23 protein-coding genes are annotated in these 25,294 nt (G+C 44.9%); 7 read left to right on the forward strand and 16 right to left on the reverse strand.

Going from position 1 to position 25,294, the window contains the following annotated elements:
- The 7 genes from JWV37_RS02865 to JWV37_RS02895 all read right to left on the reverse strand — a co-directional run.
- On the reverse strand, positions 1–180 hold a 180-nt coding region (locus JWV37_RS02865; RefSeq protein WP_205458153.1), incomplete at its 3' end, for a hypothetical protein.
- Positions 177–1,082 carry a Fic family protein gene (locus tag JWV37_RS02870; RefSeq protein WP_240331985.1) on the reverse strand — a complete coding sequence of 302 codons (906 nt, stop codon included), beginning with the start codon at positions 1,080–1,082 and terminating at the stop codon, positions 177–179. The genes JWV37_RS02870 and JWV37_RS02865, both read right to left, overlap by 4 nt.
- Positions 1,083–1,245: 163 nt before the next feature.
- Entirely contained in the window at positions 1,246–2,910 is a 1,665-nt protein-coding gene (locus JWV37_RS02875; RefSeq protein WP_240331986.1) for an AAA family ATPase, read from the reverse strand.
- A complete protein-coding gene (mtaB, locus tag JWV37_RS02880) occupies positions 2,894–4,138 on the reverse strand; it encodes a tRNA (N(6)-L-threonylcarbamoyladenosine(37)-C(2))-methylthiotransferase MtaB (protein ID WP_205458155.1) in 1,245 nt (414 codons plus the stop codon). The genes JWV37_RS02875 and mtaB overlap by 17 nt, the downstream gene beginning before the upstream one ends.
- A complete protein-coding gene (locus JWV37_RS02885) occupies positions 4,138–5,745 on the reverse strand; it encodes a mechanosensitive ion channel domain-containing protein (protein WP_205458156.1) in 1,608 nt (535 codons plus the stop codon). Before JWV37_RS02885 ends, mtaB begins: the two co-directional genes overlap by 1 nt.
- The gene (gene aroB, locus JWV37_RS02890) at positions 5,742–6,788 is read right to left on the reverse strand and encodes a 3-dehydroquinate synthase (protein ID WP_205458157.1); all 1,047 of its coding nucleotides are present in this window, start codon (positions 6,786–6,788) and stop codon (positions 5,742–5,744) included. The genes JWV37_RS02885 and aroB overlap by 4 nt, the downstream gene beginning before the upstream one ends.
- 57 nt (positions 6,789–6,845) lie before the next feature.
- The gene (locus tag JWV37_RS02895) at positions 6,846–8,258 is read right to left on the reverse strand and encodes a COG3400 family protein (protein ID WP_205458158.1); all 1,413 of its coding nucleotides are present in this window, start codon (positions 8,256–8,258) and stop codon (positions 6,846–6,848) included.
- A 33-nt stretch (positions 8,259–8,291) separates the two neighbouring features.
- Here JWV37_RS02895 and tgt point away from each other — a divergent pair, with 33 nt between their 5' ends.
- Positions 8,292–9,410: a tRNA guanosine(34) transglycosylase Tgt gene (tgt, locus tag JWV37_RS02900; protein WP_205458159.1), complete on the forward strand. Its 1,119-nt coding sequence runs from the start codon at positions 8,292–8,294 to the stop codon at positions 9,408–9,410.
- On the opposite strand, the gene JWV37_RS02905 is transcribed toward tgt, so the two are convergent.
- Both JWV37_RS02905 and hisD read right to left on the reverse strand, forming a co-directional pair.
- Positions 9,407–11,212 (reverse strand): diguanylate cyclase, encoded by a 1,806-nt coding sequence (locus JWV37_RS02905; protein ID WP_205458160.1) that lies wholly within the window; start codon positions 11,210–11,212, stop codon positions 9,407–9,409. The two genes, tgt and JWV37_RS02905, sit on opposite strands and share 4 nt — an antisense overlap.
- A 125-nt stretch (positions 11,213–11,337) precedes the next feature.
- A complete protein-coding gene (gene hisD / locus JWV37_RS02910) occupies positions 11,338–12,627 on the reverse strand; it encodes a histidinol dehydrogenase (RefSeq protein WP_205458161.1) in 1,290 nt (429 codons plus the stop codon).
- 246 nt (positions 12,628–12,873) lie between these two features.
- Here hisD and JWV37_RS02915 point away from each other — a divergent pair, with 246 nt between their 5' ends.
- From JWV37_RS02915 to JWV37_RS02930, 4 genes are read left to right on the forward strand one after another with little or no spacing between them, the layout of a single operon-like run.
- Positions 12,874–13,878 carry a sensor histidine kinase gene (locus JWV37_RS02915; protein ID WP_205458162.1) on the forward strand — a complete coding sequence of 335 codons (1,005 nt, stop codon included), beginning with the start codon at positions 12,874–12,876 and terminating at the stop codon, positions 13,876–13,878.
- Positions 13,875–14,549, forward strand: a complete 675-nt coding sequence (locus JWV37_RS02920; RefSeq protein WP_205458163.1) for a response regulator transcription factor — start codon at positions 13,875–13,877, stop codon at positions 14,547–14,549. Before JWV37_RS02915 ends, JWV37_RS02920 begins: the two co-directional genes overlap by 4 nt.
- 9 nt (positions 14,550–14,558) lie before the next feature.
- Positions 14,559–15,872 (forward strand): NAD-binding protein, encoded by a 1,314-nt coding sequence (locus tag JWV37_RS02925; protein WP_205458164.1) that lies wholly within the window; start codon positions 14,559–14,561, stop codon positions 15,870–15,872.
- Positions 15,854–17,308: a TrkH family potassium uptake protein gene (locus JWV37_RS02930; RefSeq protein ID WP_205458165.1), complete on the forward strand. Its 1,455-nt coding sequence runs from the start codon at positions 15,854–15,856 to the stop codon at positions 17,306–17,308. Before JWV37_RS02925 ends, JWV37_RS02930 begins: the two co-directional genes overlap by 19 nt.
- Here JWV37_RS02930 and JWV37_RS02935 read toward each other — a convergent pair.
- The 7 genes from JWV37_RS02935 to JWV37_RS02965 all read right to left on the reverse strand — a co-directional run bounded on the left by JWV37_RS02935 (position 17,305) and on the right by JWV37_RS02965 (position 23,168).
- The gene (locus tag JWV37_RS02935) at positions 17,305–17,505 is read right to left on the reverse strand and encodes a tautomerase family protein (protein WP_205458166.1); all 201 of its coding nucleotides are present in this window, start codon (positions 17,503–17,505) and stop codon (positions 17,305–17,307) included. The two genes, JWV37_RS02930 and JWV37_RS02935, sit on opposite strands and share 4 nt — an antisense overlap.
- Entirely contained in the window at positions 17,506–17,895 is a 390-nt protein-coding gene (gene fliW / locus JWV37_RS02940) for a flagellar assembly protein FliW (RefSeq protein ID WP_205458167.1), read from the reverse strand.
- Positions 17,895–19,070 (reverse strand): OmpA family protein, encoded by a 1,176-nt coding sequence (locus JWV37_RS02945; RefSeq protein WP_205458168.1) that lies wholly within the window; start codon positions 19,068–19,070, stop codon positions 17,895–17,897. Before JWV37_RS02945 ends, fliW begins: the two co-directional genes overlap by 1 nt.
- Positions 19,070–20,329 (reverse strand): MotA/TolQ/ExbB proton channel family protein, encoded by a 1,260-nt coding sequence (locus tag JWV37_RS02950; protein ID WP_205458169.1) that lies wholly within the window; start codon positions 20,327–20,329, stop codon positions 19,070–19,072. The genes JWV37_RS02945 and JWV37_RS02950 overlap by 1 nt, the downstream gene beginning before the upstream one ends.
- Positions 20,330–20,532: 203 nt before the next feature.
- Complete coding sequence (locus JWV37_RS02955; RefSeq protein ID WP_205458170.1) at positions 20,533–21,231, reverse strand: DUF445 domain-containing protein; 699 nt, start codon at positions 21,229–21,231, stop codon at positions 20,533–20,535.
- Between the two features lie 33 nt (positions 21,232–21,264).
- Positions 21,265–22,335: a class II fructose-bisphosphate aldolase gene (fbaA, locus tag JWV37_RS02960; protein ID WP_205458171.1), complete on the reverse strand. Its 1,071-nt coding sequence runs from the start codon at positions 22,333–22,335 to the stop codon at positions 21,265–21,267.
- Positions 22,336–22,352: 17 nt separating this feature from the next.
- Positions 22,353–23,168 carry a peptidylprolyl isomerase gene (locus JWV37_RS02965; protein ID WP_205458172.1) on the reverse strand — a complete coding sequence of 272 codons (816 nt, stop codon included), beginning with the start codon at positions 23,166–23,168 and terminating at the stop codon, positions 22,353–22,355.
- Between the two features lie 109 nt (positions 23,169–23,277).
- On the opposite strand from JWV37_RS02965, the gene nth reads away from it, so the two are divergent.
- Both nth and JWV37_RS02975 read left to right on the forward strand, forming a co-directional pair.
- Positions 23,278–23,925 carry an endonuclease III gene (gene nth, locus JWV37_RS02970; RefSeq protein ID WP_205458173.1) on the forward strand — a complete coding sequence of 216 codons (648 nt, stop codon included), beginning with the start codon at positions 23,278–23,280 and terminating at the stop codon, positions 23,923–23,925.
- Entirely contained in the window at positions 23,925–25,292 is a 1,368-nt protein-coding gene (locus tag JWV37_RS02975; RefSeq protein ID WP_205458174.1) for a sensor histidine kinase, read from the forward strand. The genes nth and JWV37_RS02975 overlap by 1 nt, the downstream gene beginning before the upstream one ends.
- Positions 25,293–25,294: the final 2 nt, after the last annotated feature.

Here is a 25,294-nt window from a genome sequence, read left to right on the forward strand (position 1 = left end):
AAAGTAGCCAATCAATGTTTGTACCAATAAATCAATTTTTGGATTACCATTTGGATCAAATTTAATATATTTAAAGTGTAAATTAACATCAATACCATCTACCACATTAGTATGTTGAACTTTATCAAAAATATTGTCATAATATTTTTGTGAAATTTTCAAATATTTATCTAAATTCATCTATGACTCCCTTCTGCCATCACCGCCCACTCACCCTTTCTGGCACTCCCAATTCTTTGGAGTCTGTTTTCTTTTTTAAGATTTGCGAGTTGTTTTTCTATGGCTCTTGTGGTAAGTTGTAATTCTGTTGCTAACATTTTTATGGTTGCTTTTGGATTTTTCTGAAGATACAAAAGAATTGCCTCATCCGTATTTACCGAACTTTTTTCCGAACTAATCACCGAACTTTCGATGCTTTTCAAAATAACCTCAAGCATAAACTCCACAAATGGAGTACTCTCTCCAAGCGCACTTGAAGCCTCTATCGCTTCATAATATCTCTCTTGATAATCCCTTACCACACTCTCAACTGGCACAGCCAAAAAAGCTTCTTTCCAGCTATATAAAATCACACTTTGCCATAGCCTACCGATTCTTCCATTGCCATCACTAAAGGGATGAATAAACTCAAACTCGTAGTGAAACACGCTACTTTTTATAAGAGGATGTTCGTCAGTATTTTGAAGCCACTCAAACAGGTTACTCATCAAAATCGGCACTTTGCCACAAGGGGGAGCTACGTGCGCTACTCCGTCTTTACCGCCCACGGCAACATTTACCGCCCTAAAGACTCCCGGTGTTTTTAACACTCCTTGCATGAGCAACTTATGGGCTTTTAGTAAGTCGTTCATATTTTTGTGGTCGTAGTTTTCAAACTCTTTATACGCCCTGATTGCCCCCTCGACTTCTGTAATCTCCTGAAACGTACCTAAAACTCTTTTACCCTCTAATATTGCAGTAATTTTCTCTTCACCTAAAAAATTACCCTCTATCTCCAAGGTTCCTGCCAATGTTTTAATGCGGTTGATTCTACGAAGTTTTAGCGTAATAAGTTCGTTTAGGTTTACTTCTATCCTCCCCATCTTTTCACTTATTCTTGCAATAAGATTTGCTATTTTGCTCGTTATGGTATAGGGTGGCTTGTAGTTCATCTGTCAATCTCCCGTTGCGGTTCCAAATACTCCTGACTACGTGTCATTACCCACCTTTCACGCTAAAATACTGCAAACCTTTACATGTAAGCCCCTAAAAACACTCCCGCATGATGGTGCCTATCTCTTCCTTGGTGACGCTTTCTTTAGCCAAGAGGCGTTCGGTGATGGCTTCTAGTGGGGTTCGCATGCCTTCTAAAAAGCTTTCTACTTCTTTGCTAGCTTCCCCTAGGAGTGTGGCGAGGTCGGTGGCTTGGGGGAAGAGTGAGGCACCCATGCCATAGGTGTTAACCATGGCTTCGGCCAGTTCGCGGGCGCGGGCGAGGTCTTCTTTGGAGTTAGAGTAGTGTTCATTGTAGAGCATTTTAGAAGCCGCCATGCCCGCAAGATAGACTTTCATTTTCCCCATCATTTGGGTTTTTGACTCTATCTCACGGTCGATTTCTTTGAGGCGGTCGTTCATGAGCGTGACCTTGTCAAATTCCACTTCAAACCAGTGGGCGCACAAGGCTTTAGCCGCTTGGTAAGAGGCTTGGATGCGCTTTTCGGTTTCGCTAAGGCTCATGACTTTGTGCTTACCTAAAAGCACCTTGTCGCGCACCGCTTGGAAGTCCTCAAGCACGATGCTCACCCCGCCGCGTCTTAGGGCGTTGATGGCCGCTTCGTTCACAAAGGTCGCCAACGCCGCGCCGCTAAAGCCCACGCTCATGCGCGCCACTTCTTCCACGTCTACGCTCGAAGGTTTGTCCTTAAGGTACGTCCGCAAAATCTTCTGGCGGTCTTCAAAATCAGGCATCGGCAAGAAAATCCGCCTGTCAAACCGTCCTGAACGCAACAACGCCTCGTCTATCATCTCGATGCGATTGGTCGCGGCGATGACCATGACTCCTGAGCTGTCTTCAAACCCATCGATTTCTGTTAGTAACTGGTTCAGCGTCGCTTCGCGCTCGTCGTTGCGCATCCCGCCACGCGCCTTACCCACTGCGTCTATCTCGTCGATAAAGACGATGGAAGGCGCATAGGACTTGGCCTTAGCAAACAGCTCGCGCACCCGTTTTGCCCCCATCCCTACGTAAATCTGCACAAAACTTGCCCCACTTTGGTAAAAAAACGGCACATTTGCCTCACCCGCCACGGCTTTGGCTATCATGGTTTTTCCCACCCCTGGAGGCCCCACAAGTAACACGCCTTTAGGAAGCGTTATCCCAAATGAACGGTATTTGCTAGGGTACTTTAAAAAATCTACGATTTCCGAAAGCTCCTCTTTCACCCCCTCAATCCCCGCTACGTCTTTAAAACTCACCGTTGAAGCCACAGGGGTGATGCGCGCGGGCATGAGCGTTTCAAGCTCAAAGGCATGGTTGCGTTGTTGTTGGGTTTGCTGTTGGTCTTGGTTTTCCTTGTAGCGTTTGCCGTAAGAAAGCAAGGCAATCAACCCCGCAAACATAATCCCAAACAACACCAAGTCATACAACAGCGGATTGTCTTTTTTCACCTCAACAGGCACGTGCTTAAGGAGTTCATCAATCACCACACCGTCTTTGACGATGCTGTAGTAGCCCGTTTTGGTGTAAAACACCACTTCGTCTTTTTCGATTCTTGCTTTTTCGATGGCGTTGGTGCTAAGCAGGGTTTCGTACATCTTAAGGTCAATAGCTTCAGGTCGGTTGCGCAGATACCCAAAGAGCAAAAGCCCCACAACAACACACAACGCCATCACGGCGATAGCGAGTTTTTGAGACTTAAAAAATGGCTTCATTATGTGTCTCCTTTGCTTCGTGTCTGGTCAAGCTTACCCATTCTTTCGTCAAATCTTTAGAGGTATAAATCTTCACGCGGTTATAAAACTGGTCGTATCCTGTACAAACATTTCCCTCTTTTTCTTCCACTAAGACTTCTAGCGTCACGCCCTCGTGCGCCTTACGAAAGGCAAAGTTTTTAGCTTCGATGAGCGCGGTGACTTGCTTGAGGCGTTCTTTGGCGATGTCCCCTGCGATTTGAGGTTTCATGGTTGACGAGGGTGTGCCGTCGCGTTTGCTGTAGGTAAAACAGTGCAGGTGCGTCAGCGGAAGGGCTTCCAAACGACGGTACGCATCTTCCCAGACTTGGGGCGTTTCACCCGGATGTCCGGTGATAAAATCCGTCCCTAGTGCAAACCCATATTCTCGAAGTTCCCAAAATAACTCTGTGTCTTTTTCGATGGTATTGCGCCGTCGCATGAGGCGCAGCATCTGGGGCGAAGTGTGCTGAAGCGCTACATGTAAATGCCGCTCCAACCACGGCTCACTCAAAATCTCCCGAAAACTCGCATCAATCTGTACAGGCTCAATGCTCCCAAGGCGGACACGGCGGATGCCCGAAACCGCGCCGATTTTCCCCACCAAACGCCCCAGCGAACTCCCCTTGTCCTTACCGTAACTGCCGATGTTCGTACCCGTAAGCACCACTTCGCCGTAACCGTTTTTTGCCAAAGTTTTGACTTGCGAGAGGATGACTTCTTCTTCTTGAGAGCGCGCATTTCCCCGCACCAAAGGGATGATGCAATAGCTACAGCGAAAATCGCACCCCTCTTGAATCTTCACAAAAGCCTTGGTTTTCCCCTCATACTCACTGACAATCTTTTGGTCAATGCTCGTTAAATCTCCCGCTTCAAAAAAAGGCGCAGGGCGAGAAAGCAAGCTTTGGATGTTTTCGCGCTCTGAATGCCCAAGCACCCCAAATACTAAGCCCTTGTCAAATAACTCTTGGCCTTTACTAAGCGCCCCACATCCTGCAAGGACGACTTTTTTACCTAACCTGTTTTGTTGGTTCACGTAGCCTCTGGCGCCCACGTCTGCGCCGTTCGTGACCGTACAAGAGTTCACCACCACAATGTCCGCTTCCGCCTCGCTCATCACCCGTTCAAAGGCGCCAAGGCTAGAAGCCATCACTTCGGTGTCATAAATGTTCGTGCGGCATCCGAAGGTTTTAAAAAACACTTTTTTCATTAAAACAAAACATCCTTGTTAATATCTAGCGGCATGGGTTTGCGGGTGTCGTTGAGGTTAATCGTCTGTGTTGGGAAGGCGATGGTAATGTCATCTTCTTGGTTAATCGCATCCACAATATCTGCGCTGAGTGTACTGCGCAACGCCAGTGCCGCGTAAGAGTTGGTCATGTACCACACACTAATAGTCAAGCCGTGCGGCTCTAAAAAGGAGTAGATGCGCGGTTCAACGTTGGTGTTTTTGAGGCTGTACTGGTCGCGCAGCATGTTGAGCTGTTTTCGTGCGATATCTGTGTAGCCCTTGGAGTATTTTTTGACGATGTTTTTGATGAGATACATGGCTTTTTTGTGATTAGACGTAAAGGTAATGGTCACGTCGATGCCATCCCACACGGTTTTAATCGTCATATGGGTGTAGTTAGAGATAAGCGTGGTAAAGATGTAGTTATTGGGGATGAAAACCACCCTGCCCGAACGCCTATTTTCCAAGTAAGTTGTGAGCGTGATGTCTTCTAAAATGGTAATGCGCAAAAGCGAAATGTCGATGATATCCCCCACATAAGGCAGTCCGTCTTTTTGGACTTTGATGCGATCCCCCACATGAAAACTCCCTCCAAAGGTGATGACAATCCATCCCAAAAGACTCATAAACATGTCTTTCATAGCAATCGCCAAACCTGCCGAAGCAAAACCCACCACCGTCACAAGGTACGTTACGTTTTCGATGTACGCAAAAAGTAAAATGAGTACAATGAGAGTGAAGTTGATAAAGTTAATGGCTTTGTTGGCCGTGTAGTAGCGCTCGTTGTCTTTAATGTAACGCTTAGCAACCAACTTTAAAAAAAACGAAAGTGCGATAACCACTAGAATAAAAATTCCAATATTCATCGCACGCTTCATTTGCTGTTTAATCTCCGCGCTCACCCGAGTCAAGGACTCTTCTACACGCTTTTCATACACCGTAAACGTTGTGCTGGAAATGTCTTTTGCGGCTTTGAATTCGGTAATTTCCTGTTGAACAATTTTTAATTTTTCTTCGTATTCTTTTTGTGGGTCAAGCACTAAAAGCTCTTCAAGCATGCTCGCTTGCTCCTCAAGACGCACAATCAACGCCTCCAAGCCTGCCAAACGCTGTGCAAATTCATCTTTTTGAGAGCGCAATTGCTTGATGAACGAAAACCCCGAAATAATCGCAATCGGGTTACCTACTTTAGGAACTTCTGCCATCTCTGGTGGACGAATCATCTCCGCAAAAGGCGAACGACGAAACTCTAGGAGCAGCTCCACTTGTTTTTCAAGGGTTTCTTGTCTTTTAGAAAGGATTTCAACGCGCTCGATAGACGCGCGGTCGCGTTTGGTTTTGAGCACGGCAAGCTCTTTTTCCACTTTTGCCAACGCGTCACTCAGCGACTGATGTGCGACAAAGTTACTGTACCGTGTCAGCCAAATGTTGTTTTGGAGCTCCTTTTCAATAGCTTCAACTTGGGAGTTCAAGGAGGCTATTAGGGCTATTTGTTCCTCATTTACGGGTTCTGGCACAACAGTTGTGTTGGTTTCGGCAAAAAGGAGCACAAACCCCAGACACCACGCCCCAAAAAGACGCCTCATCGGTCAAACTCCTGCAAGACTTCTAGCACTGTCTCTTTTGGCGCATCTTTTACGATGGTATAGTTACCGATGCCCTTTGGCAAAATAAATGCAATGGTCGCATCAAGGCTTTTTTTATCCAAAAAGAAAGCTTGATAAAAAGCTTCTGGATTTGCTACAGGGTAAGAAAAATGCAAACCGTAAGACCGAAGTAGTGTGCTAATACGTTCTTCCTCTTCGTCGCCAATGTAGCCGAGTTTTCGCGCAAGAGCATTGGCCATGCGCATCCCAATAGCCACTGCTTCACCGTGTAAAAATCGCCCGTAACCTGTTTCATTTTCAATAACATGGCCAAAAGTATGCCCGTAATTAAGCACTGCGCGTACACCCGCCTCGCGCTCATCTTGGGCCACCACGTTGGCCTTAATGGCAATGCTTCGTGCCACCGCATTTTGTAAGTGTGAAGTTTCGTGAAGGTTATTTTTCTCAAGGAAGGCAAAAAATTCCGCATCAAAAGTCACTGCCATTTTAATTATCTCGGCCACGCCTGCACCAAACTCACGAGAAGGAAGCGTCGCCAAAAAAGCACTCTCACAATACACAGCACTGGGCTGATGAAAGGCGCCCACGAGGTTTTTGCCAAAGCGATTATTGACCCCCGTTTTACCGCCCACACTCGCATCTACTTGAGAAAGAAGGGTTGTGGGGATTTGGATAAACTTAATCCCGCGCTGAAAAATTGCCGCGGCAAAACCAACCATGTCACCCACCACGCCTCCACCAAATGCAATAAGCGTAGCATTGCGGTCAAAACGATGATTGAGTAAATTTTCTATGATGTATTCCACATTGGCTAGGGTTTTGTGTGTTTCACCATCGGGCACGGTGATGATATAAAGCTCTTTGGCTTCAATGTGTCCAAGCAAAGTTTTAAGGTGCAAGCCCGCTACTTTAGGATTGGTCACAATGGCAACTTTACCGGAAAAACTAAGGCGCTCTAGAGCATCGATATGTACGGCATAATTATGGCTTTGGGCAGGAGAGAAATCAACGGCTATTTTCATGGTGTGCGTCTTTGTGCGGTTTTAGATTAATTTTAACCCAATAGCCCTTAAAAAGGGCTATGAACTGGTGGGAATGAAGAGTTGGTAACTGTTGTTGAGGCGATGGGAAAGCTGCTCTAGGTCTGTCGAAAAGATCGCGAAAGGCGAATGGTTTACAATCTTTTCATAAAAAGGCACAAACTGCAATAAGTCCTGGCGGTTTTGGAGGCGAATAATAGGATTGATTTCATCGTCTTGAATCACCTCCACATCTTTATCAAAAAGCTTAGAAAGGTTTTCAAAGTGTTCTACCAAACTGCTACGTGGACTCTTTTTTTCAGGGTCGTAATGGTATAGCGTCACATCCAAATTTAACTGAGAAGAAATATCTAAAATCACCGAGGACTCTTTTTCAACCTCTTCACTGTCGCTAGCTAAAATTGCTCCCGTTTTGAGGCTCGAAAACCCCCATTTTCCAATCTTGAACACGGGAAGTTTTGTCCGGTAAAACAAACGTTTATAGGTTTTAAAATAAGCGCTACTTGTTACCACGAGCCCCACATCATACGCCCCAACATCTCGCAACATAACCGCCGCTGGTGTTGTGGCAAAATAGTCCATCGTTACGTTAATGTGACTATTGGGAAGGGTTTTGAGTTTATCTAGCATGTCGCAAGGTCTAGGGTTAATAAGCTTTACATGTAGCTTTTTGCTGTTTATTTTTGAGTGCAATAGCATCGTGTCATTTAAAATGCTACTCATCTGCGCTTCGTCCATGCGAAGCATATCGATAAGGCAATAAATATTGTTGCCAAAAGGTGAAGGGAATTGTCCAATCTCTTGCTTGACGCTTTTAAACACATTGATGAGCACCACAGGATCACCAATGGCAAGCATCACATCATTGGGTTGTATCATTAGAGTTGGACGGGCTAAAATCAGAGCATTATTGCGATAAATTGCTACAATGCGCCACTTTTTTTGCTGGATACTGGCAATATGACGGTAAACATAAGCACTGCCAATGGGGATTTGGATTTCCATAATTTCCCCTGCACCAAGGCCTACATTTTGCGCAATAACGGGCATGTTGGGAAGGTAGTCTGAAAAGCGCGATGCCAACACTTCCCGCGAATCAATCATAAGTAAATTCTCATCCTCCAAAACAACACCCCAGCGGTCCATGAGGACAATTTGCGCTTTTGGATCGATTTTGCGAATGTTGTGGTAAGAGGCCAAGGCATCAAGCTCCCTGCTCACCAAAATCATAATCTGCGCAAATTCTTTATGCAGCACCAAGGAGAGTTTGGACTCACTAGTGGGATCAAAGTCTAAAAATTTAAAATTTTCAGGGATTTTTGGCATTTGCGGTAGGGTTTTTTTACGGTATGTTACGACGGTGTAGTGGTTCTCACTCCCCTTGTGTGCCATAACTCTTTCTAAAAAATGTTTCGCTAGAATGCCATCGGCAATAATCAAAATCTTCTTCATTGCTGCTCCATAAAAAAAGGATAGTATACCAAAATGCACTTTGACTTAGAAGCAACCGACGGGCACGCCCGCGCTGGCACCCTCACTACGGCGCACAGCACCATCCAAACTCCTGTTTTTATGCCTGTTGGCACCGTAGGAAGTGTCAAAAGTCTTGACGCCCACGACATGACCGACATCCTAGACGCCAAGATTATCCTAGGCAACACGTATCATCTTTATTTGCGCCCCGGCGACGAGGTTGTTCACACCATGGGCGGTTTGCATGGCTTTACCCAGTATGACCGTAGTTTTTTGACCGACAGTGGCGGGTTTCAAGCCTTTAGCCTCAGTGACATCTCCAAAGCCGACAAGGATGGCATCACCTTTAAAAGCCACATTGATGGCTCCACCCACTACTTCACCCCTGAAAAAGTGTTGGACATCCAAGGCAATCTGGGCTCCGACATTATGATGATTTTAGACGACCTCGTCGCGCTTCCTGCGACGAAGGAGCGCATCGCTCTTTCCATCGAGCGCACTACCCAATGGGCAAAACGCTCCATCCTTTATCACCGCGCCAACCAAGCCCAAGGAAAGGCGCAAGAGCAAAACATTTTTGCCATCATCCAAGGAGGTACCGACCCCGAGTTTCGGCGTATTAGTGCCACTCAGTTGTGCGAGATGGACTTTGATGGCTTTGCTATCGGAGGCTTAAGCGTCGGGGAACCCAACCAAGCCATGTACGACACGGTAGAACTCACCACGCCCCTCATGCCCACCCACAAACCCCGCTACCTCATGGGTGTTGGAACCCCTGAAGATTTGGTCGAAAACGTCAAACGTGGGGTAGATATGTTTGATTGCGTGATGCCCACGCGAAACGCGCGAAACGGTACGCTTTTTACCAGTTTTGGGAAACTCAACATCAAAGCCGCGCGGTTTCAAACCGACGAGTTGCCCATCGACCCTGCGTGTGATTGCTTTACATGTAAGCGGTATTCGCGCAGTTATCTAAGCCACTTGTACCGCGCGCGCGAATTGACCTTTTTTCGCCTTGCTTCCTTGCATAACCTACACTATTATCTAGGCCTCATGAAGCAAATGCGTCAGGCCATTTTGGTAGGGAAATTTGAAGGGTTTTATCGGGAGTTTTACGCCAAGCGGGCTTAAAATCCTCCCGCTTGGTTCCACATCTGCGCTGTAAAACGTACACAGCGGTTGCGCCCTTGCGTTTTGGCTTGGTACAACGCCACATCCGCAAACTTGATGGCATGCCAAAAGCCGTCTGTGTCCTGAGGGAACTCGCACACGCCCACGCTTATGGTTTTTTTCAAAATGCCTGTAGGGATTTTAAAGCTCGCCTCTTCGACTTTTTTACGAATCTTTTCTGCTATTTCCATCCCTTCATTCGCTTCCACATCCACCAGTAAAATCAAAAATTCTTCGCCACCAAAACGAATCACCACGTCTGATTCACGAATGGCATTTTGCAAGATATGTGAAGTGTCTTTGAGGAGCGTGTCGCCCACATCATGGCCATGTTCGTCGTTGACTTGTTTAAAATAATCCATGTCACACATCAATAGAGCGATTTGTTTTTGGCGGCGCAACACACCTGAAATAATTTGCGTCGAATGGTCTTGTAAAAAACGTCGATTATACAAGCCTGTCAGGCTATCTACTAGCGAAGACTCCCTCAGCGTGTTCATGAGTTGCTTGGTTTCAATCACCGAAAGGGAGTGTTTGATGTAGGTTTGCGCCTTGAAAAGTTGCGTTTGAATCTGCGCCCCATCGCCCTCTTCTGCTTTTGAAAAGACAAACTGCACCACGCCGCTTGAACGCCCGCCCGCCACCAACGGAACGCACACATGGTGGTGGGTTTGGGTTCCCATAAACTGGCGACACACGCCTTCAAACTCAAAGGAAGAGATGGTGTGACCCGTCTTTTTTGCCCGGCACAAGCACGCATCGTGCAAGATTTCAAGGTTGCACAGCATGGCTTCTTCGCCCCCAAGGGCAGGTTCCACTAAACGCATGGTGTTTTTTGCAGTGTTGATGTCAAAGATGCGGCACGCTTTCATGCCCGCTTGCTGCTCAAACACTTCCGCCAAACGGGTATAGACCATCTCCAAGGAACTGTCTTCTTCGATGACTTTTTTAAACACTGTCACGCCATAAATCGTGTCCACGAGGGCATTGAACTCTCGGGAAAGGGCGCCAATCTCATCGGCTGAGGTTACTTGCATTTTCTTTCCTAGGTCCACCTCTCCAATGCCAATGGCATGAATTTGATCAGTAATCTGAGAAATAGGCTTTGCAAAAGCGTGGGTCAACCAGCGAGTAAAAATAAAAAGTAGCGCAGAAGCAATGAGAATTGCCAATGCAATCGTGTTAATAGCTGTGCGAATTGTGTTGTTAATTTGTTGTTCATACAAAGCAAATTGGGTATTGGTGTGGTCTAAAAAAGCCCCCAAAGTAGCCTCGGTTTTTAAAAGTGATGCACGCAATACTTCTGGATCAGATGAAGCTTCACTCGCCTCTTGAAGTTGTCCTAAAAGCGTTCTAAGAAGTGCCATCCCCCGTTCGTCTTCTCTGGCAAGGGCGCGGTTTAAGACTTCAAACACATTGCCCTCCCCTAAAGCATCTGAGGTTTTCATGAGTGCAATAGATACATGCTGATGCATTTGGTGTAAGTTTGCCAATGTTTTATCACGCTGTCCTTCGCCCAACCCTTCAACACTGGCACGCATTAATGGCTCCAGAGTCAAGGCAAGGCGCAAACTAGGCAAGGCTGTATTGGAAACTTGTGAATAGCGAAAATGCACAAAAGTCAACGAGCCCACGGCTAAAATGCCGATAATCACAAACCAAAACAACGTACCAACACCAAAAAACGTAAACTTCCTGCGAATAGAAAGATTAACAAATGTGAGCAGCTGAACAAACTGTTTCCAAAACGAAGAGAAGCGCATGGGATGACCTTTGGCACAAGAGTGACAAAAGTATAATCAAAAAAACGTCAGATAAACCTTAAGAACTACCAAATAAATTACTATTAGCTTTACATGTAAAGGTTTTTTACATGTAAAGCTCTTTATTACTTCAAACGCTCCCTCAAAGAAGCCTCATGGGCAGTTAATCCTTCGCAGTTTGCCAGCAATGCACAAGAAGGGCCAATGGCGTCAAGCCCAGCTTTACTCATGGAAATGATGGAAGATTTTTTCATAAAATTTTCGACATTTAAAGGCGAATAAAACCGCGCCGTGCCTCCTGTGGGGAGAGTGTGGTTAGGCCCAGCAATGTAATCGCCGATGGGCTCAGGCGTGTGGTGTCCCATAAAAATCGCCCCCGCATGGCGAATCTTTGGAAGTAAATCAAAGGGATTGAGCGTCATCACCTCCAAGTGTTCTGGGGCGATTTCATTCATGAGCGCCACCGCTTCGTCCATGTCGCGCGTCACGATAAATGCCCCACGTTTGTGAATGGACTCACGGGCAATGGTCTCACGGCTAAGGCGGGGTAAATAGGCTTCTATTTCTTTAATCACCGCTTTAGCTAGGGCTTCGTCTGGGGTAATGAGAATGGAACTTGCCATTTCATCATGCTCCGCTTGGGAGAGCAAATCAATCGCCACAAGGCGCGGGTTAGCCGTGCTGTCTGCCAAAATACCAATCTCACTAGGGCCTGCTATCATGTCGATATTCACATCCCCGTAGACCATTTTTTTCGCCGTTGCTACGAAAATATTGCCCGGTCCCGTGATGACATCAACCTTGGGAATCGTACCTGTGCCATACGCCATGGCCGCGATGGCGCTCGCCCCACCCACCTTGTACGCATGGGTAATCCCGCACAAATGCAAGGCCGCAAGCAAGAGGTGATTGAGCTCATTATGGGGTGCGGGTGTGCATACCACAATCTCCTTCACGCCCGCCACAAGCGCAGGAATAGCGTTCATGAGAAGCGAACTTGGATAAGCCGCTTTCCCCCCAGGAATGTACAGCCCCGCCCTATCTACCGCGGTGACTTTTTGCCCCAACACAGTGCCGTTTTCTTCATACGTCATCCACGATTTGGGAAGCTGTTTTTGGTGGTAAGTGCGAATGCGCTCATACGCTACATGTAAAGCACTTTTAAGGGGTGCTTCTAGTGCTTCGTAGGCCTCTTTCATGGCGTTTGTGTCAATGCGCATGTGGCTAGGCGCGCTAGGTTGCCATTTGTCAAAGCGTGCAATGTGCTCACCAAGGGCTTCATCACCCCGCGTTTGAATCTCTTCGATGATAGTTTGCACCACGGGCGTTACCGTGCGCATGTCCATCTTGCCGCGTCCCAAAAGGGCCTGAAACTGTTTGTCAAAAGTGCTTTCATGTGTATAGATACAGTGCATGCTTTATCCTAAAATGGTACTTTTGGGGATTGTAGCAGAGTTTACATGTAGAACGGTTTAACCGCATTACTCATTAAATTTTGATATTTTTTTGACACCTTTGGGAGTATAATCATTGCAAGCAAACCAAAAAAGGGGACACTATGGACACCCTCTCAACACTTCTGCTTTATGTTGCGGAAGATATTTTTCTAGCTGTTCTTATAGGCCTTATCGCACTAAAAATTCTACACAGCCTTTTTTAGCATGAGTCGGCATTATCTGATTTTTATCATAGTCCTTGGCTGTGTCACACTCTTTAGTCATCTTTTTCGTTCTTATTTGGAACTGATTAATATCGCCTTATTGCACCTTATTCCTGTTCTTGTTGTTGCGCTCCGTGCTAAAATCATAGCCACATGTTTAGCCTCTTTGGTTGTTGTAATTTTATTTAACATTCTCTATGTGCCTCCCTTATTCAGTTTTACCGTTTATGACTTTTTTCATATTTGGACTTTTCTTATTTTTTTTATTGTAGGTGGATTGGTGACCTTCCAAGCAAAAAAAATTCAATCAAGCAAAATCAAGGAAATCCTTCTTAATGCACTCTCTCATGACCTCAAAACCCCACTCTCTTCTATTCTTGGCAATACAACGCTCCTTTTAGAACAATCCAAATTGCCTGCTGATGCTCAACAAGAAATCCTAGAAGAAATTCGAGCTTCTGGCGAACAAATGAATCGATTGGTTGCCAGCCTTCTTGATAATGCACGCCTTCAAGAGGGAGAATCTGCGCTTAGGATGGATTGGTGTGACCTAGAGGACAGCTTGGGCGTTGCTTTACAAGAGTTTCGTCACAAAGAAGAGGAGCTAAAACTCTCTGTTCCCCATGATTTGCCTCTTTACTGGGGCGACCAAGGGCTTCTTGTGCGCTTGTTTGTCAATCTTTTAGATAATGCTTTTAAATACTCCACTCCCAACCAAGCAATTCATATTAAAATTTCCCACACGCCCAGCGCTTTTTACATCCGTTTTTTTAACCGCTCATCACCCATAGCCATTGATGAAATTGAAAATATTTTTGATATTTTTCAGCGCCTAGAGACAGATGCCGACATCAAAGGAAATGGCATTGGTTTGTTTATTTGTAAAAAAATAGCACAGGCCCACAAAGGAAAAATAGAAGCCTTTCCTCAAAAAGAAGGTATCTCTTTTTACATTACCCTTCCCATCCTCAAACATCCTCCACATCTTTTCAAGGAGACCGTATGATTCTTGTCATTGAAGATGACCGCGCTATTGCCACACTGCTTACGCGCTACTTTGAGCAAGAAAACAAAAAAGTGTTGGTTGCGCCTTCCAAAAATGCCGCCCTACGCCTTTTGCACGCCCACCCCTTTTGGGCCATTATTTTAGACCTTGGTTTGCCCGATGGGGATGGAAAAGGTTTAATTCAAACCATCCGAAAAGAACTAGATACTCCTGTTATCATCCTTTCGGCAAGGCATGACGAAGCGGAAATTATCGCTAGCTTGGACCTAGGGGCGGATGATTATATTACTAAGCCATTTTCTAGCAAGGAGCTATTTGCCCGTATACGCTCTGCTAGAAGAAGGATTAGCGACGCCCCTTTGGAAAAAGTCCTCTATACAGCCGGAGAGTTAATCCTAGACACCAAAACCCACTCTCTCACCAAAGAGGGACATTTCATCAAGCTTACCCCAACAGAATTTTCCCTACTACGATTTTTTATGCAGTATCCCAATCAAGTGTTAACCCATAAACGTATTTTAAAAGAGGTGTGGGGTGTTGGCTACCAAAATCAAACCCAATACCTTCGCACCTACATCAATTCATTACGCAAAAAAATCGAAGTCGACACAACGCGCCCTGTGTATATTCAAACAGAATCAAGCATTGGGTATCGATTTTTTCAAGCTTAGGAGTACTATATGACAATTATTATTGCCGGAGCAGGAAGAGTTGGCTTTCGCCTTGCTCGCACTTTGAGCCAAAAACATGATGTTATTATTATGGATCAAAATGAAGAAGCCCTTGCTAGACTCAACGAAAGCATAGACGCCCTTGCTCTTTATGCAAACGTGGAAGACCCAAAAAGCTATGAGCCGTTAAAGGGAAAAACGTACGATTTTTTTATCGCTGTCACAGATTCTGATGAAATCAACCTTGTTTGTTCGCTTATTGCCGATGAAAAAATCTTTGTTAAGCGCAAAATCATTCGTCTAAAAAATCAATTTTTCGCCAAAAGCTCTATCGCCTCAAAGATAGGCATTACGGATGCAGTTTTTCCTTTTAGCATGGTTGCCGAATCTATAAAATCTATTGCTTTAAATCCTTTTGCCAACAATGTCAAATGCTTTAAACATTTCTCTCAAAAACTCATCAGTATTCGCGTTGAACAAAACAATAGCACGCCATCACCCATTGCTACTTTTATTTCCGACAAACTTCACATCACTGGCATTGATCGCAATGGAGACTTTTTTATCCCAAATGCTCAAGAATCACTCCAACCCAATGATGTAGTTTTTTGTTTTGGAACACCTGAAGCCATCCAAGCCCTTGGAGAAAAACTTCAAAACACATTGCCACAAAAAAACAAATGCGGGGTTATCTTTGGAGCCAATACACTAGGAATTGAAATCGCCAAAGCACTCATTGAGAGTGGCATGATGGTCAAGCTTATTGAAAAAGATCTAGAACTTTGCGCTCAAGCCTCCCACCTATTACAAACAAATGCAACGGTCATTAACAGCAAATATGGAGATTACCGTCTTTACCAAGAAGAGGGCCTTGCAAGCGCTGACATCCTTATTGCTGCTACTGCTAACGATAATGAAAATATCGTTAAATGCATTGAAGCAAAAGAGCTTGGGATTAGGCGCGTTATTGCTGTTAATAACGACATTGAGCACTATCGACTCATGCATTCTTTGGGTATCATTGCTCTGCGAGGTCCAAAAATGAACGCATTTTACGCCATCTTGGAAATCATAAACTCAAACGCCATGGTAGAAGAACGGCATTTTTGCGGCGGGAGTGCTCTTTCTTTTGTGCGTCGTTTTGAAAAAGTTCCTTTTTCATTGTCAAAGAACCCGCATCCAGAAGCGTTAATTTTATATATGCAAAACAATTGCCTTAGTACTGATTTGCAAACCCTTGACCAAGAAAGCTCTTTTGTGCTTCTTGTCTTTGCCAAACGCACTCACGAAGAGGGGGTCCGCACATGGATAAACATTCTGTAAACAATATTGCCAAGCTATTAAGCATCACAGGGTTGGCCTTGGGGGTGTTTTTACTTTTACCTGTTGGGGTTGGTATTTATTATGGTGAGAGTGTTTGGAAGTTTGGAGTCTTTGTTGGATGTTTTCTTGGGCTACATGGGGCTCTTTTTCTTACCGTACGTGCACACATCTTTACTTTGAGCCTCAAGGAAGGTATTTTGGGTGTTAACCTCATCTGGCTACTTGCAGGAATCGCAGGGGGTGTTCCTTTGTGGCTTTATGGTGACATACGCCCCATGCAGGCTTTCTTTGAAGCCATTAGTGGGTTCACCACCACTGGAGCGACTGTTTTTACTGATATTGAAGCACTCCCCTACAGCCTTTTGATGTTGCGCTCCCTAATGCAATGGCTTGGTGGCATGGGAATTTTAGTGCTGGGTGTTGGGCTTTTTTCACTGATTAACCCTAGTGGCTCATTGGCGCTGTTTAAGGCTGAAGCCAATGGGGTGAAATTAGAAAAAATAACTCCCAAAATCAAAGATACGGCCTTGGTGCTTTGGGGGATTTATTTTGGCCTTACCTGCTTAAACACTCTTTTGCTCTATCTTCAAGGTTTCGGCTTTTTTGATGCACTGAATCACGCTTTCTGCACGCTCTCCACGGGTGGTTTTTCAACTAAAAATAGTTCCTTTGGAGCATTTTCTGACACCCCGCTAGCCTTGTGGACTACGACTTGTTTTATGCTACTGGGAGGTATTAATTTTTTAGCACACTTTAAATTGCTCCAAGGAAGCACAGAGGGGTATCGTTATGACGAAACCCGTTGGTATGGGGTTATTTTCTTTTTTCTTGCCTTTATTCTTACCATCATAGGAATTACATCTGCTGAGCTTTCTTTTTTTGAGGCATCAACCCATGCTTTTTTCAACATCGCCTCTTTATTGACCACTACGGGATTTGCCTCAGTAGATTATGAAACATGGGGACAATTGGCAGTTGCTGTATGTTTCATTGCCATGCTTATTGGAGGAAATGGGGGGTCAACCTCAGGTGGTGTAAAAGTTGTGCGTTTTATTATTATTTCTAAAGTTGTATTTGCAGAAATCAAAAAAATTATTCATCCAAACGCCATCTTTGGAGTATTTATGAATAAAAACCTACTCAGCCCTTCTCTTGTGACTGCCACCTTTGGATTTATGATGCTGTTTATTTTAACCAATGCTCTTATTGTCATTTTTCTATTTGGCTCAGGCTATGATGCGCTCACCAGTATTTCTGCTGCTATAGCTTGTGTTGGAAATGTGGGACCAGGGTTTGGGCTTGTCGGCCCAGCACAGCATTATGGTTTTTTTACAGACACAGAAGCTTTTGTTTTAGCTCTTGGAATGATTGCGGGAAGGCTGGAGATTTACACTTTCTTTCTTGTCTTTTTTAGCGGATTTTGGAGGCGTTTTTAGCGCCTCTTCCGCAACACTTCCACACTCTCACCCCCAATTCCCCAATTCTCCAAAGGCACCTCATCAATGACAACCACTGTAGTGGCAGGATTTTTTCCAAGAACGCGCACTAGCAAATTCGTAACGCCGGCGATGAGCTCTTTTTTTTGCTCTTTTGTGGCACCCTCTTCGGTAATTTTGATATTCACATAAGGCATCTATGACTCCTTTATTAGTGATCGAATGCTCTCAGCCATGCCGTATTGCGGGTAATCTTGGGGTCTAAGCACTGCTTGAGCGAGGGTATGATTATCATGATTAAAAACAAGTGGAGCCAAAAAATTAACACGGGATTCATCCAGAGGGTTTTGAAGCACCACAATGGCATAAATTTCCACTTTTGCTCCCTCATCAATCTCAAGCAAGGCATTAATGTAGGGGGGAATATCAACAGAATATTCCCTAAGGCGAAAAGGGTTTGCCAAGGTGAAAGAAATATTTTCATTATCCACATCACGCAAAGAGGCAAAAGTTTCATCAATCACACTAAGGCGCGCACGGTTCATTTTTTCAAAACCTAAAATCTCAGATTTTACGTCGTATTCCATCAGTATTCTCCCTTTAAAAATGTCTCAATCTCACCCATAGCTTGTTTATTTGAAATACTAAATTTAATCTCAATTCGCCTTGAAGCTTCCTTATTTTCCACGCCATCACTGAAAATAAGGTCACTATAAGAACGCCCGCTTGCGCTCACGTATTTTTGCAACAAAGCAGCATCACTCTCTTTCCATCCATAAATAAACGCCATCACCGAAAGCGCGCGTTTTTGCGAAAGGTCAAGGTTGTACATGTAAGACCCATCAGAATCTGTATGCCCCTCAATAATCACCCTATCCAAATGCTCCCTAACCTTCTCATCCCCCAACAACACCTCAAAATAAGGCAAAAGAGTGGCTTTAAGTGTTTCAACTGCTTCAGGCTTTAGGGTATGTGAACCCACGTCAAACAAAACAGAAGCAGGCAATCTAATCGCGCCACTTGCAGCGTCCACGTCAATGCTGTCGCCTAGTTTTTCTTTAAGCTCTGCAATCACTGCGATGCGAATGCCCGTCAGGTTTTTGATGCGCGCCTTAGTCAGATCCAAATCTTCCACCAATTTTTGATGGGCTAGGGTTTTATCAAGCAACGTCTTAGCAAGCAAGGCCAATTCGCCCTCTTTCAACGCAATCATATTGGTCAATTTTACCGCCTCTTCACGGCTTACATGTAACGCTTCTTGCGCCTCTTCTTTGGCCTGCGCCTCTTCTTTGGCCTGCGCCTCCTCTAGCAAAAGCAACTTTAACGCCGCCACTTCTTGCACGGAAAGTACCAATCCCTCGCGCGCTTTTTCAAGCTTTTCGCCTTGTTCGGCCAACAACGCGCGCGCAGCAGCGAGAGAGACTTCTGTAGTGTCCGCTTGGGTGCGCAGGTCGCGCAAGGCTTTTTCAAGTTGGGCTTTGGTGAAACTAAGCTCCACATTTTGCGCACGCGTGGCGATGAGTTGGTCTGTTACGCTAGCCACGTCGCGTTTTTTTTGCGCTAGCTCTTCTTCGCTGAGTTGCAAAATCCGTTTTTGCTCGTTTAGGTCTGTTTTGATGGCGCGCAAATCCCCTTGCATAAAGACGTATTTGACCACAATCGCGCCAATAAGGAGGATAAACACAAACAACAACCCTGCCATCAAATCCGCATACGCCACCCAAAAATTTTGATCTGAGCTAGCGGAACGTTTAAAGCGCATTACCGTAGACCGTCAAGCTTTTTGATGATTTGCTCGGTCTCAGCATCAATCATCCGTAAATTCTCACGCAAGGCTTCCACTTCGCTATTTTTTGGCACATTGGCGCGGGCTTCTTCTTTAAAGGATTTCAGCAGTGAGACTAGCGCTTGCGTAAACCCATCCATAGAGACTTCTATGTTGGCACTATTTTGTTCAAGTTGTTTCCCCAGTAAACGCACGCTTTCATGAAATGCCTTAACGCTCTCTTCGTGAGTACCAAAGGCGCGTTCGCGCTCTTTAAACAGCCCCTCCTGCAAGGCGTCTACTGAGCGAGTAAATTGGTGTAAAGCCTCCAAAATATGCCCATGCAAAACCCCAAGGTCGCGCTGTTTTTCCTGAGAGGTACTAAGGGCTTCCATGCCAGACTTCAAGTGCTCCGCTCCCATGCGTACCGACTGGGCCTCGAGGGAAAGCATTTTATCAAACAGCTCAAACTTCTCTTCAATGCTCTTGCCAAGACGTTCAAAAAAGTCATTAGAACTCAGGCGCTCAAACATGCGCCCAATCTTCTCAAAATGCTGCAAATTTTCTTTTAAATAGGCTTGCTCAATCTCTTCTTTTGTCCAAAAAAGATCCAAACTCTCGCGCTTGATGGCCTCAATGTCTTTATCAAAAATGCTCAACCCACGCTTTTCAAAGAAAATCCACCACAAGGAGAGTAAAATCCCATAAATTGACACGTAAAAAGCCGTGCCCACCCCAGTAAGCAACAAACTAATCTCTTGCTCAAGAGCATCGGCCGTTTGGGATGAAAAATCAGGCATGGTCATGGCAATCGAAATAAACGTACCCAAAATCCCCATGGTGGGAAAAATCCCCGCCCCCACAGAAGCATAATTGTCGTTGCGAATTCGCTGCGAATAGGCCGTGATAAAATCTTCAAAGGAAGCGTTTGACTTGGTGTTTTCTCCGATGCGCATGAGGTTTTTCAGTACGTAGCTTTTAAGTTCTGTGCGAAATTCCTCTTGGCGCTTGCGAAAATAACACGCACCAAAGGCACCGTTATGACGTGCAAACACCAAGGCAACGGCAAAAATAAGCCCAATAAGCACCACACTGTGCCCACCTACACGAAAATCCAACACGCCCACATACCCAAGCACAAAATACATGTAAACAACAGCAGGAAGGGCGATGATTTTGAGGTAGGTAAAAAAACAGTGGTTGGTGGTGTTTTTTTGAAGTGAAAGTGATGGAAGTGAAATCTCGGGTGTATGCATGAAACCCCCTTTTTTTTACTTTGATACGCCTTTAAAGCAAAGCTCTAAGGGCTACGCTAACGCTGAGTTCTGCTCGGCGCAGAGCCCGCGCACCCTTGGTGCTTAGAACGTCTTCCGAATTTCTTTGATACGTTTTTAAAGCAAAGCTCTAAGGGCTACGCTAGCGCTGAGTTTCTCTCGCGAAGAAGCCCGCGCACCGTGGGCTAAAGGACCAAAGAACTCAGCAATCCGATGAGAGCACCAAAAAATCCTCCCCACACCACAAGCCATCCCAAATGTTCATGGATAAGCCGTTGCACCATCTCTTTAACCATCACAGGCGTTAGCTCATTGAGGCGCTTTTCGATAATCCCTTCCACCATCGCCAAGGTGTCTTCGCCAAGGGAAGAACGGTGTAAGGCTTCGTGCATTTGAATACTAAAAGCATCGCTAGAGACCAGTTTTTTAAGGGATTCGCGCAAGCGGTTTGAAAAAGGTTCGCGCAAGCTATCCAGTGCTTTTTCGCCACCAAACATTCCAAGCATCGACCCAAATTTTGACTCCATCACGCTTTGAGAAAGCGCGTCAAACGTAGGGGAAAAATCCGTCCCTTCAATGAGTGGCGAGAGGTCAATGCGTTTTTCTTGGTTGGCAAAAAAGGCGTCAAGCTGTTCTTGGGTAAAAAACTGCTCCATCATGAGGGTTTTGACTGCTTCTTTAAAGGCTTCAAAACGCAATAAAATGACACCAGAACCGTACAAAAAGGGTACTTTTTCAAAGAGCATGTGCACGGCCAGTTGGTTCGTCAGGGCTCCCGAGAGCCCAAACAAACCTGCTATCAACAACGGCTTTGCATCAAAAACAAAAGAAAGAACGACAAACCCTACGCAAATAAGGTTTGTCACAAGACTTTTTGAGAACATTTTTACCCCTTACATGTAAAGGCTGGTTCGCCCCTACAGGCGGTTTAGTGCGTTCAAATCGCTAAAGGCAACTTGCAAACGCTTGACCATGCTTTTTTCGCCCTCACGAAGCCATTTTCGTGGGTCGTAGATTTTTTTATTGGGCTTGTCTTCGCCCTCAGGATTGCCAATTTGACCTTGCAAATACGCATGGTATTGCTTCACGTAACCTCGCACGCCATCCCAAAATGCCCATTGGGTATCGGTGTCAATGTTCATCTTTACAACCCCATAACGCACCGCTTCTTTAATCTCTTCTAGCGTTGAGCCAGACCCGCCGTGAAAGACGAAATTCACAGGTTTTTCACCTGTGCCAAACTTTTCCTGAATATACGCTTGTGAATTTGCCAAAATAGCTGGCCGCAAGATCACATTACCAGGCTTATACACCCCATGCACGTTTCCAAAAGAAGCCGCGATCGTAAACTTGTCGCTTATTTTTGAAAGCCGTTCATAGGCATACGCCACCTCTTCGGGCTGGGTGTACAACAGCGCATTGTCCACGTGGGTGTTATCCACGCCGTCTTCTTCGCCGCCCGTGACACCCAGTTCAATCTCCAAAGTCATGCCAATCTTGCTCATGCGCGCCAAATAGCGCTCGCAGGTGGCAATGTTTTCCTCCAAAGGCTCTTCAGAGAGGTCAAGCATGTGTGAACTAAATAACGGCTTGCCTGTTTGCTCAAAATGGCGTTCACTTGCATCTAAAAGTGCATCAATCCACGGCAACAACTTGCGTGCAGCGTGATCGGTGTGCAACATCACAGGCACGCCGTAAGACTGGGCCATCAAATGCACGTGAGTGGCCCCTGAAATGGTTCCTAAAAGCGCCGCTTCTTCGCTATCAATCCCCTTGCCGCCATAAAACTGACCGCCACCATGGGAAAACTGCACAATAATGGCAGACCCTGCAACCTTGGCTGCTTCAAGCACGGCGTTCACCGAATGGGTACTCACCACATTGACTGCAGGCAACGCAAATCCTTCTTGTTTTGCATGATTAAAGAGGTTTTGCACCCCTTCTCCGTGCACCACGCCCGCCCCAACAATGTCCAAAAGCTTTGCCATCTTAGTCCCTTATAACGTTATTTCATTTTTACATCAGCTGCTTGGCGAAGCCCTTTGGCTTTTGCCGAAACTGCATCACGAAAAGCTTCCATTTTGAGTGCATTAGCAATTTGCCCTTTCGCTTCTTCAAAGCCAACGTTTTCGCTTGCTTTTTTCTCTTCAGTCAATACCACATGATAACCAAATTGGGTTTTTACGGGTGTTGCACTAAGCTCTCCTGCTTTTAGGGCGAAAGCGGCATCACTAAAAGGTTTTACCATTTGGCCCGCAGCAAACCAGCCCAAATCGCCACCACCTTGTGCGCTACCATCAGTGGATTTCTCCTTGGCTAGGGCACTAAATTTCTCATTTAATGCTGCCCCTTTTAGGTCTTTTAGTTCTGCAATAATAGCTTTTGCTGTTGCTTCATCTCGCACCAAAATATGGCGCGCTTTTACCCGTGGTGGCGTGATGAATTTATCACTATTTTGTGTGTAAAATTCTTTCATTTTAGCTTCACTTACAGTGGTTGTGTCATAAATTTTCTTCATCCAAACTTCAAGAGCAATTTCATTTTTTACCTGAGCAAGGGCTTCTAAGTAGGCAGGGTCTTTTTCAATGCCTTCTTTTTTGGCCTGCGCAGTCAAAAGCTTACGCTCAATGGCCTGCCCAATGACTTGCTGTTGTGCTTCTTGAGGAAGCGTTTGAAAAGAAACTTGATTAGGCATAGCTTGCATGAGTGTTGCAATATCTTGGTCTGTTACTTCTTCGCCATTGACAGTTGCATAGACAGCTGCTTGTAGACTAAGTGCTGCCACAAGACTTAATGAGGTACCGAGTAACCATTTTTTCATACGTTATCCTTGGGTGTTGTAATTTGCCAAATTGTAGCCAACTGGGCATTAAAGGACGATTATGCCCAAGAGAAGTAAACCGTTCTCAAATATTGGTATAATGACCACCATGAAACGTCCAACAAAAGCCATTAAAGCCACCTTAAAATCTCGCTTTTTAGACCGTTATAGCGATGCTGTTTCAGAGTTGCATTACCGCTCTTTGTACGAATTAATCGTTGCAGTCATGCTCTCGGCCCAATGCACTGACAAGCGTGTAAATATCATTACGCCTGCTTTGTTTAATGCTTTTCCTTCTGTAGAGGACTTAGCACAAGCTTCTTTGGAAAAAGTTACATCACTGATTAACACCTGTTCTTTTTTTAATAACAAAGCAAAAAACCTCATTCTCATGGCACAAAGTGTAATGGAAAACTACGGCGGCCAAATCCCATTGGATGAAAAAAGTCTCATGAAGCTTGCTGGTGTTGGGCAAAAAACTGCTCACGTAGTGCTTATTGAATACACCAAAGCCAACGTCATGGCAGTAGATACACACGTCTTTCGTGTAGCCCATCGCCTTGGTCTAAGCCAAGCCAAAACACCTGCTAAAACCGAGCAAGACCTTGTAAATGCTTTTAAAACAGAGTTGCACACGCTGCACCAAGCTTTTGTGCTTTTTGGGCGCTACATCTGTACTGCCAAAAATCCTAAATGCGAGAGCGAATGTTTTGTGCGTGAGTTTTGCCAGACCACTCAAACCTTTAAGCCTACCTGATGGGCTTATTCCCTCCACCCTTATTTCGTCACACTTCGTTGACGTTTCGCCTCATACTATTGGGAATTGGTACTGTTTTTATCTTTACAGGCTTTCATATTTTTCACTACACCTCACAGCACCAACACCTTAAAGCGTCCTACATACAACAAATTGTCCAAAAAAATATCCAAAACATCACTTTGCTTATCCAGATGCACCTAGAAAAAAACGATGAACTCCTTGTTTTGTTGCGCAGATTACAACTTAAAAATCCAGAGATATTTTACATCGGTCTTTCGCAAGAAGGGCGTGAGTATTTACATGTAAGCCTTGAAAATGAAACATTTTCTTCACCTCCCTTGCATGCCACTCACACCCTTGAAACCTTACCGCCCACAACAGTGCGTATCATCATAGACCAAGATAAAATTAATACTCAACTTACTGAACCTTTTTTACCCTTGTATGAAATTTTTCTTCTCAGTGGCGTATCTTTGTTATTCTTTTTAGGAGGTGTATTTTTTGGGACTCGTTCTCTACGCACTTTTACACAAACTCTTTTTGAAAAAACACGCAAAAAAGATGCCTCTTTACATTACACCCCAAACGAAGCTTTGCTTATTGAGCGCTGCTTTGCCTCATTGGTTCGCACCAATGAAACGCAACAAACACGGCTAGAAATGTTAAATTTACATTTTGAGGAACTTATCGAGGCTAAAACCTTTTCCCTTAAGGCAGAAATCAAAGAAAAAAATGAAAGCCAAAAAAACCTAGAGATTTCAAATCAAGAAAAAACAATTCTTCTCAAAGAAGTTCATCATCGCGTCAAAAACAACCTCGCTGTCATTGCAGGGCTCATTCGAATGCAATCACGGCGCATTGCTGATTCTAAAACCAAATCACTCTTTGTTGACCTTCAAAACCGCATCAAAACCATGGAACTCATTCACACCGACTTGTACACATCTAAAACGTTCAACAAAATCAATATGAAACATTACCTCGCCTCTTTGGCTCAAAACCTCAATAAAACTTTTTCGGAAGAGTGCGAGAGTATTACTTTTTTTGTCAGCTGTGATGAGTTGCTTTTGGAAATTGACCAAGCCATTACTTGTGGTCAGCTTGTTAATGAGCTCGTTACCAATGCTTTTAAGCATGCGTTTAAGGAAAAAGAGGAAGGGCACATTTGGGTGGCAATGAAAGAGGTCGAAGGAATGATTGAATTACGCATAGAAGACAGCGGAAAAAGCATCCAAGAGGGCACCCCACAGTCCTTTTCACTGGGACTTTCGCTGGTGCACGAACTGACTAAGTACCAACTCAAAGGCAAAGTAAAGGTGCAAAACGAAGGGGGCTTGCGCTACACTATCACGTTTAAAAAATAGTC

The organism is Sulfurospirillum tamanense (genome assembly GCF_016937535.1).
Classification (GTDB): domain Bacteria; phylum Campylobacterota; class Campylobacteria; order Campylobacterales; family Campylobacteraceae; genus Sulfurospirillum_B; species Sulfurospirillum_B tamanense.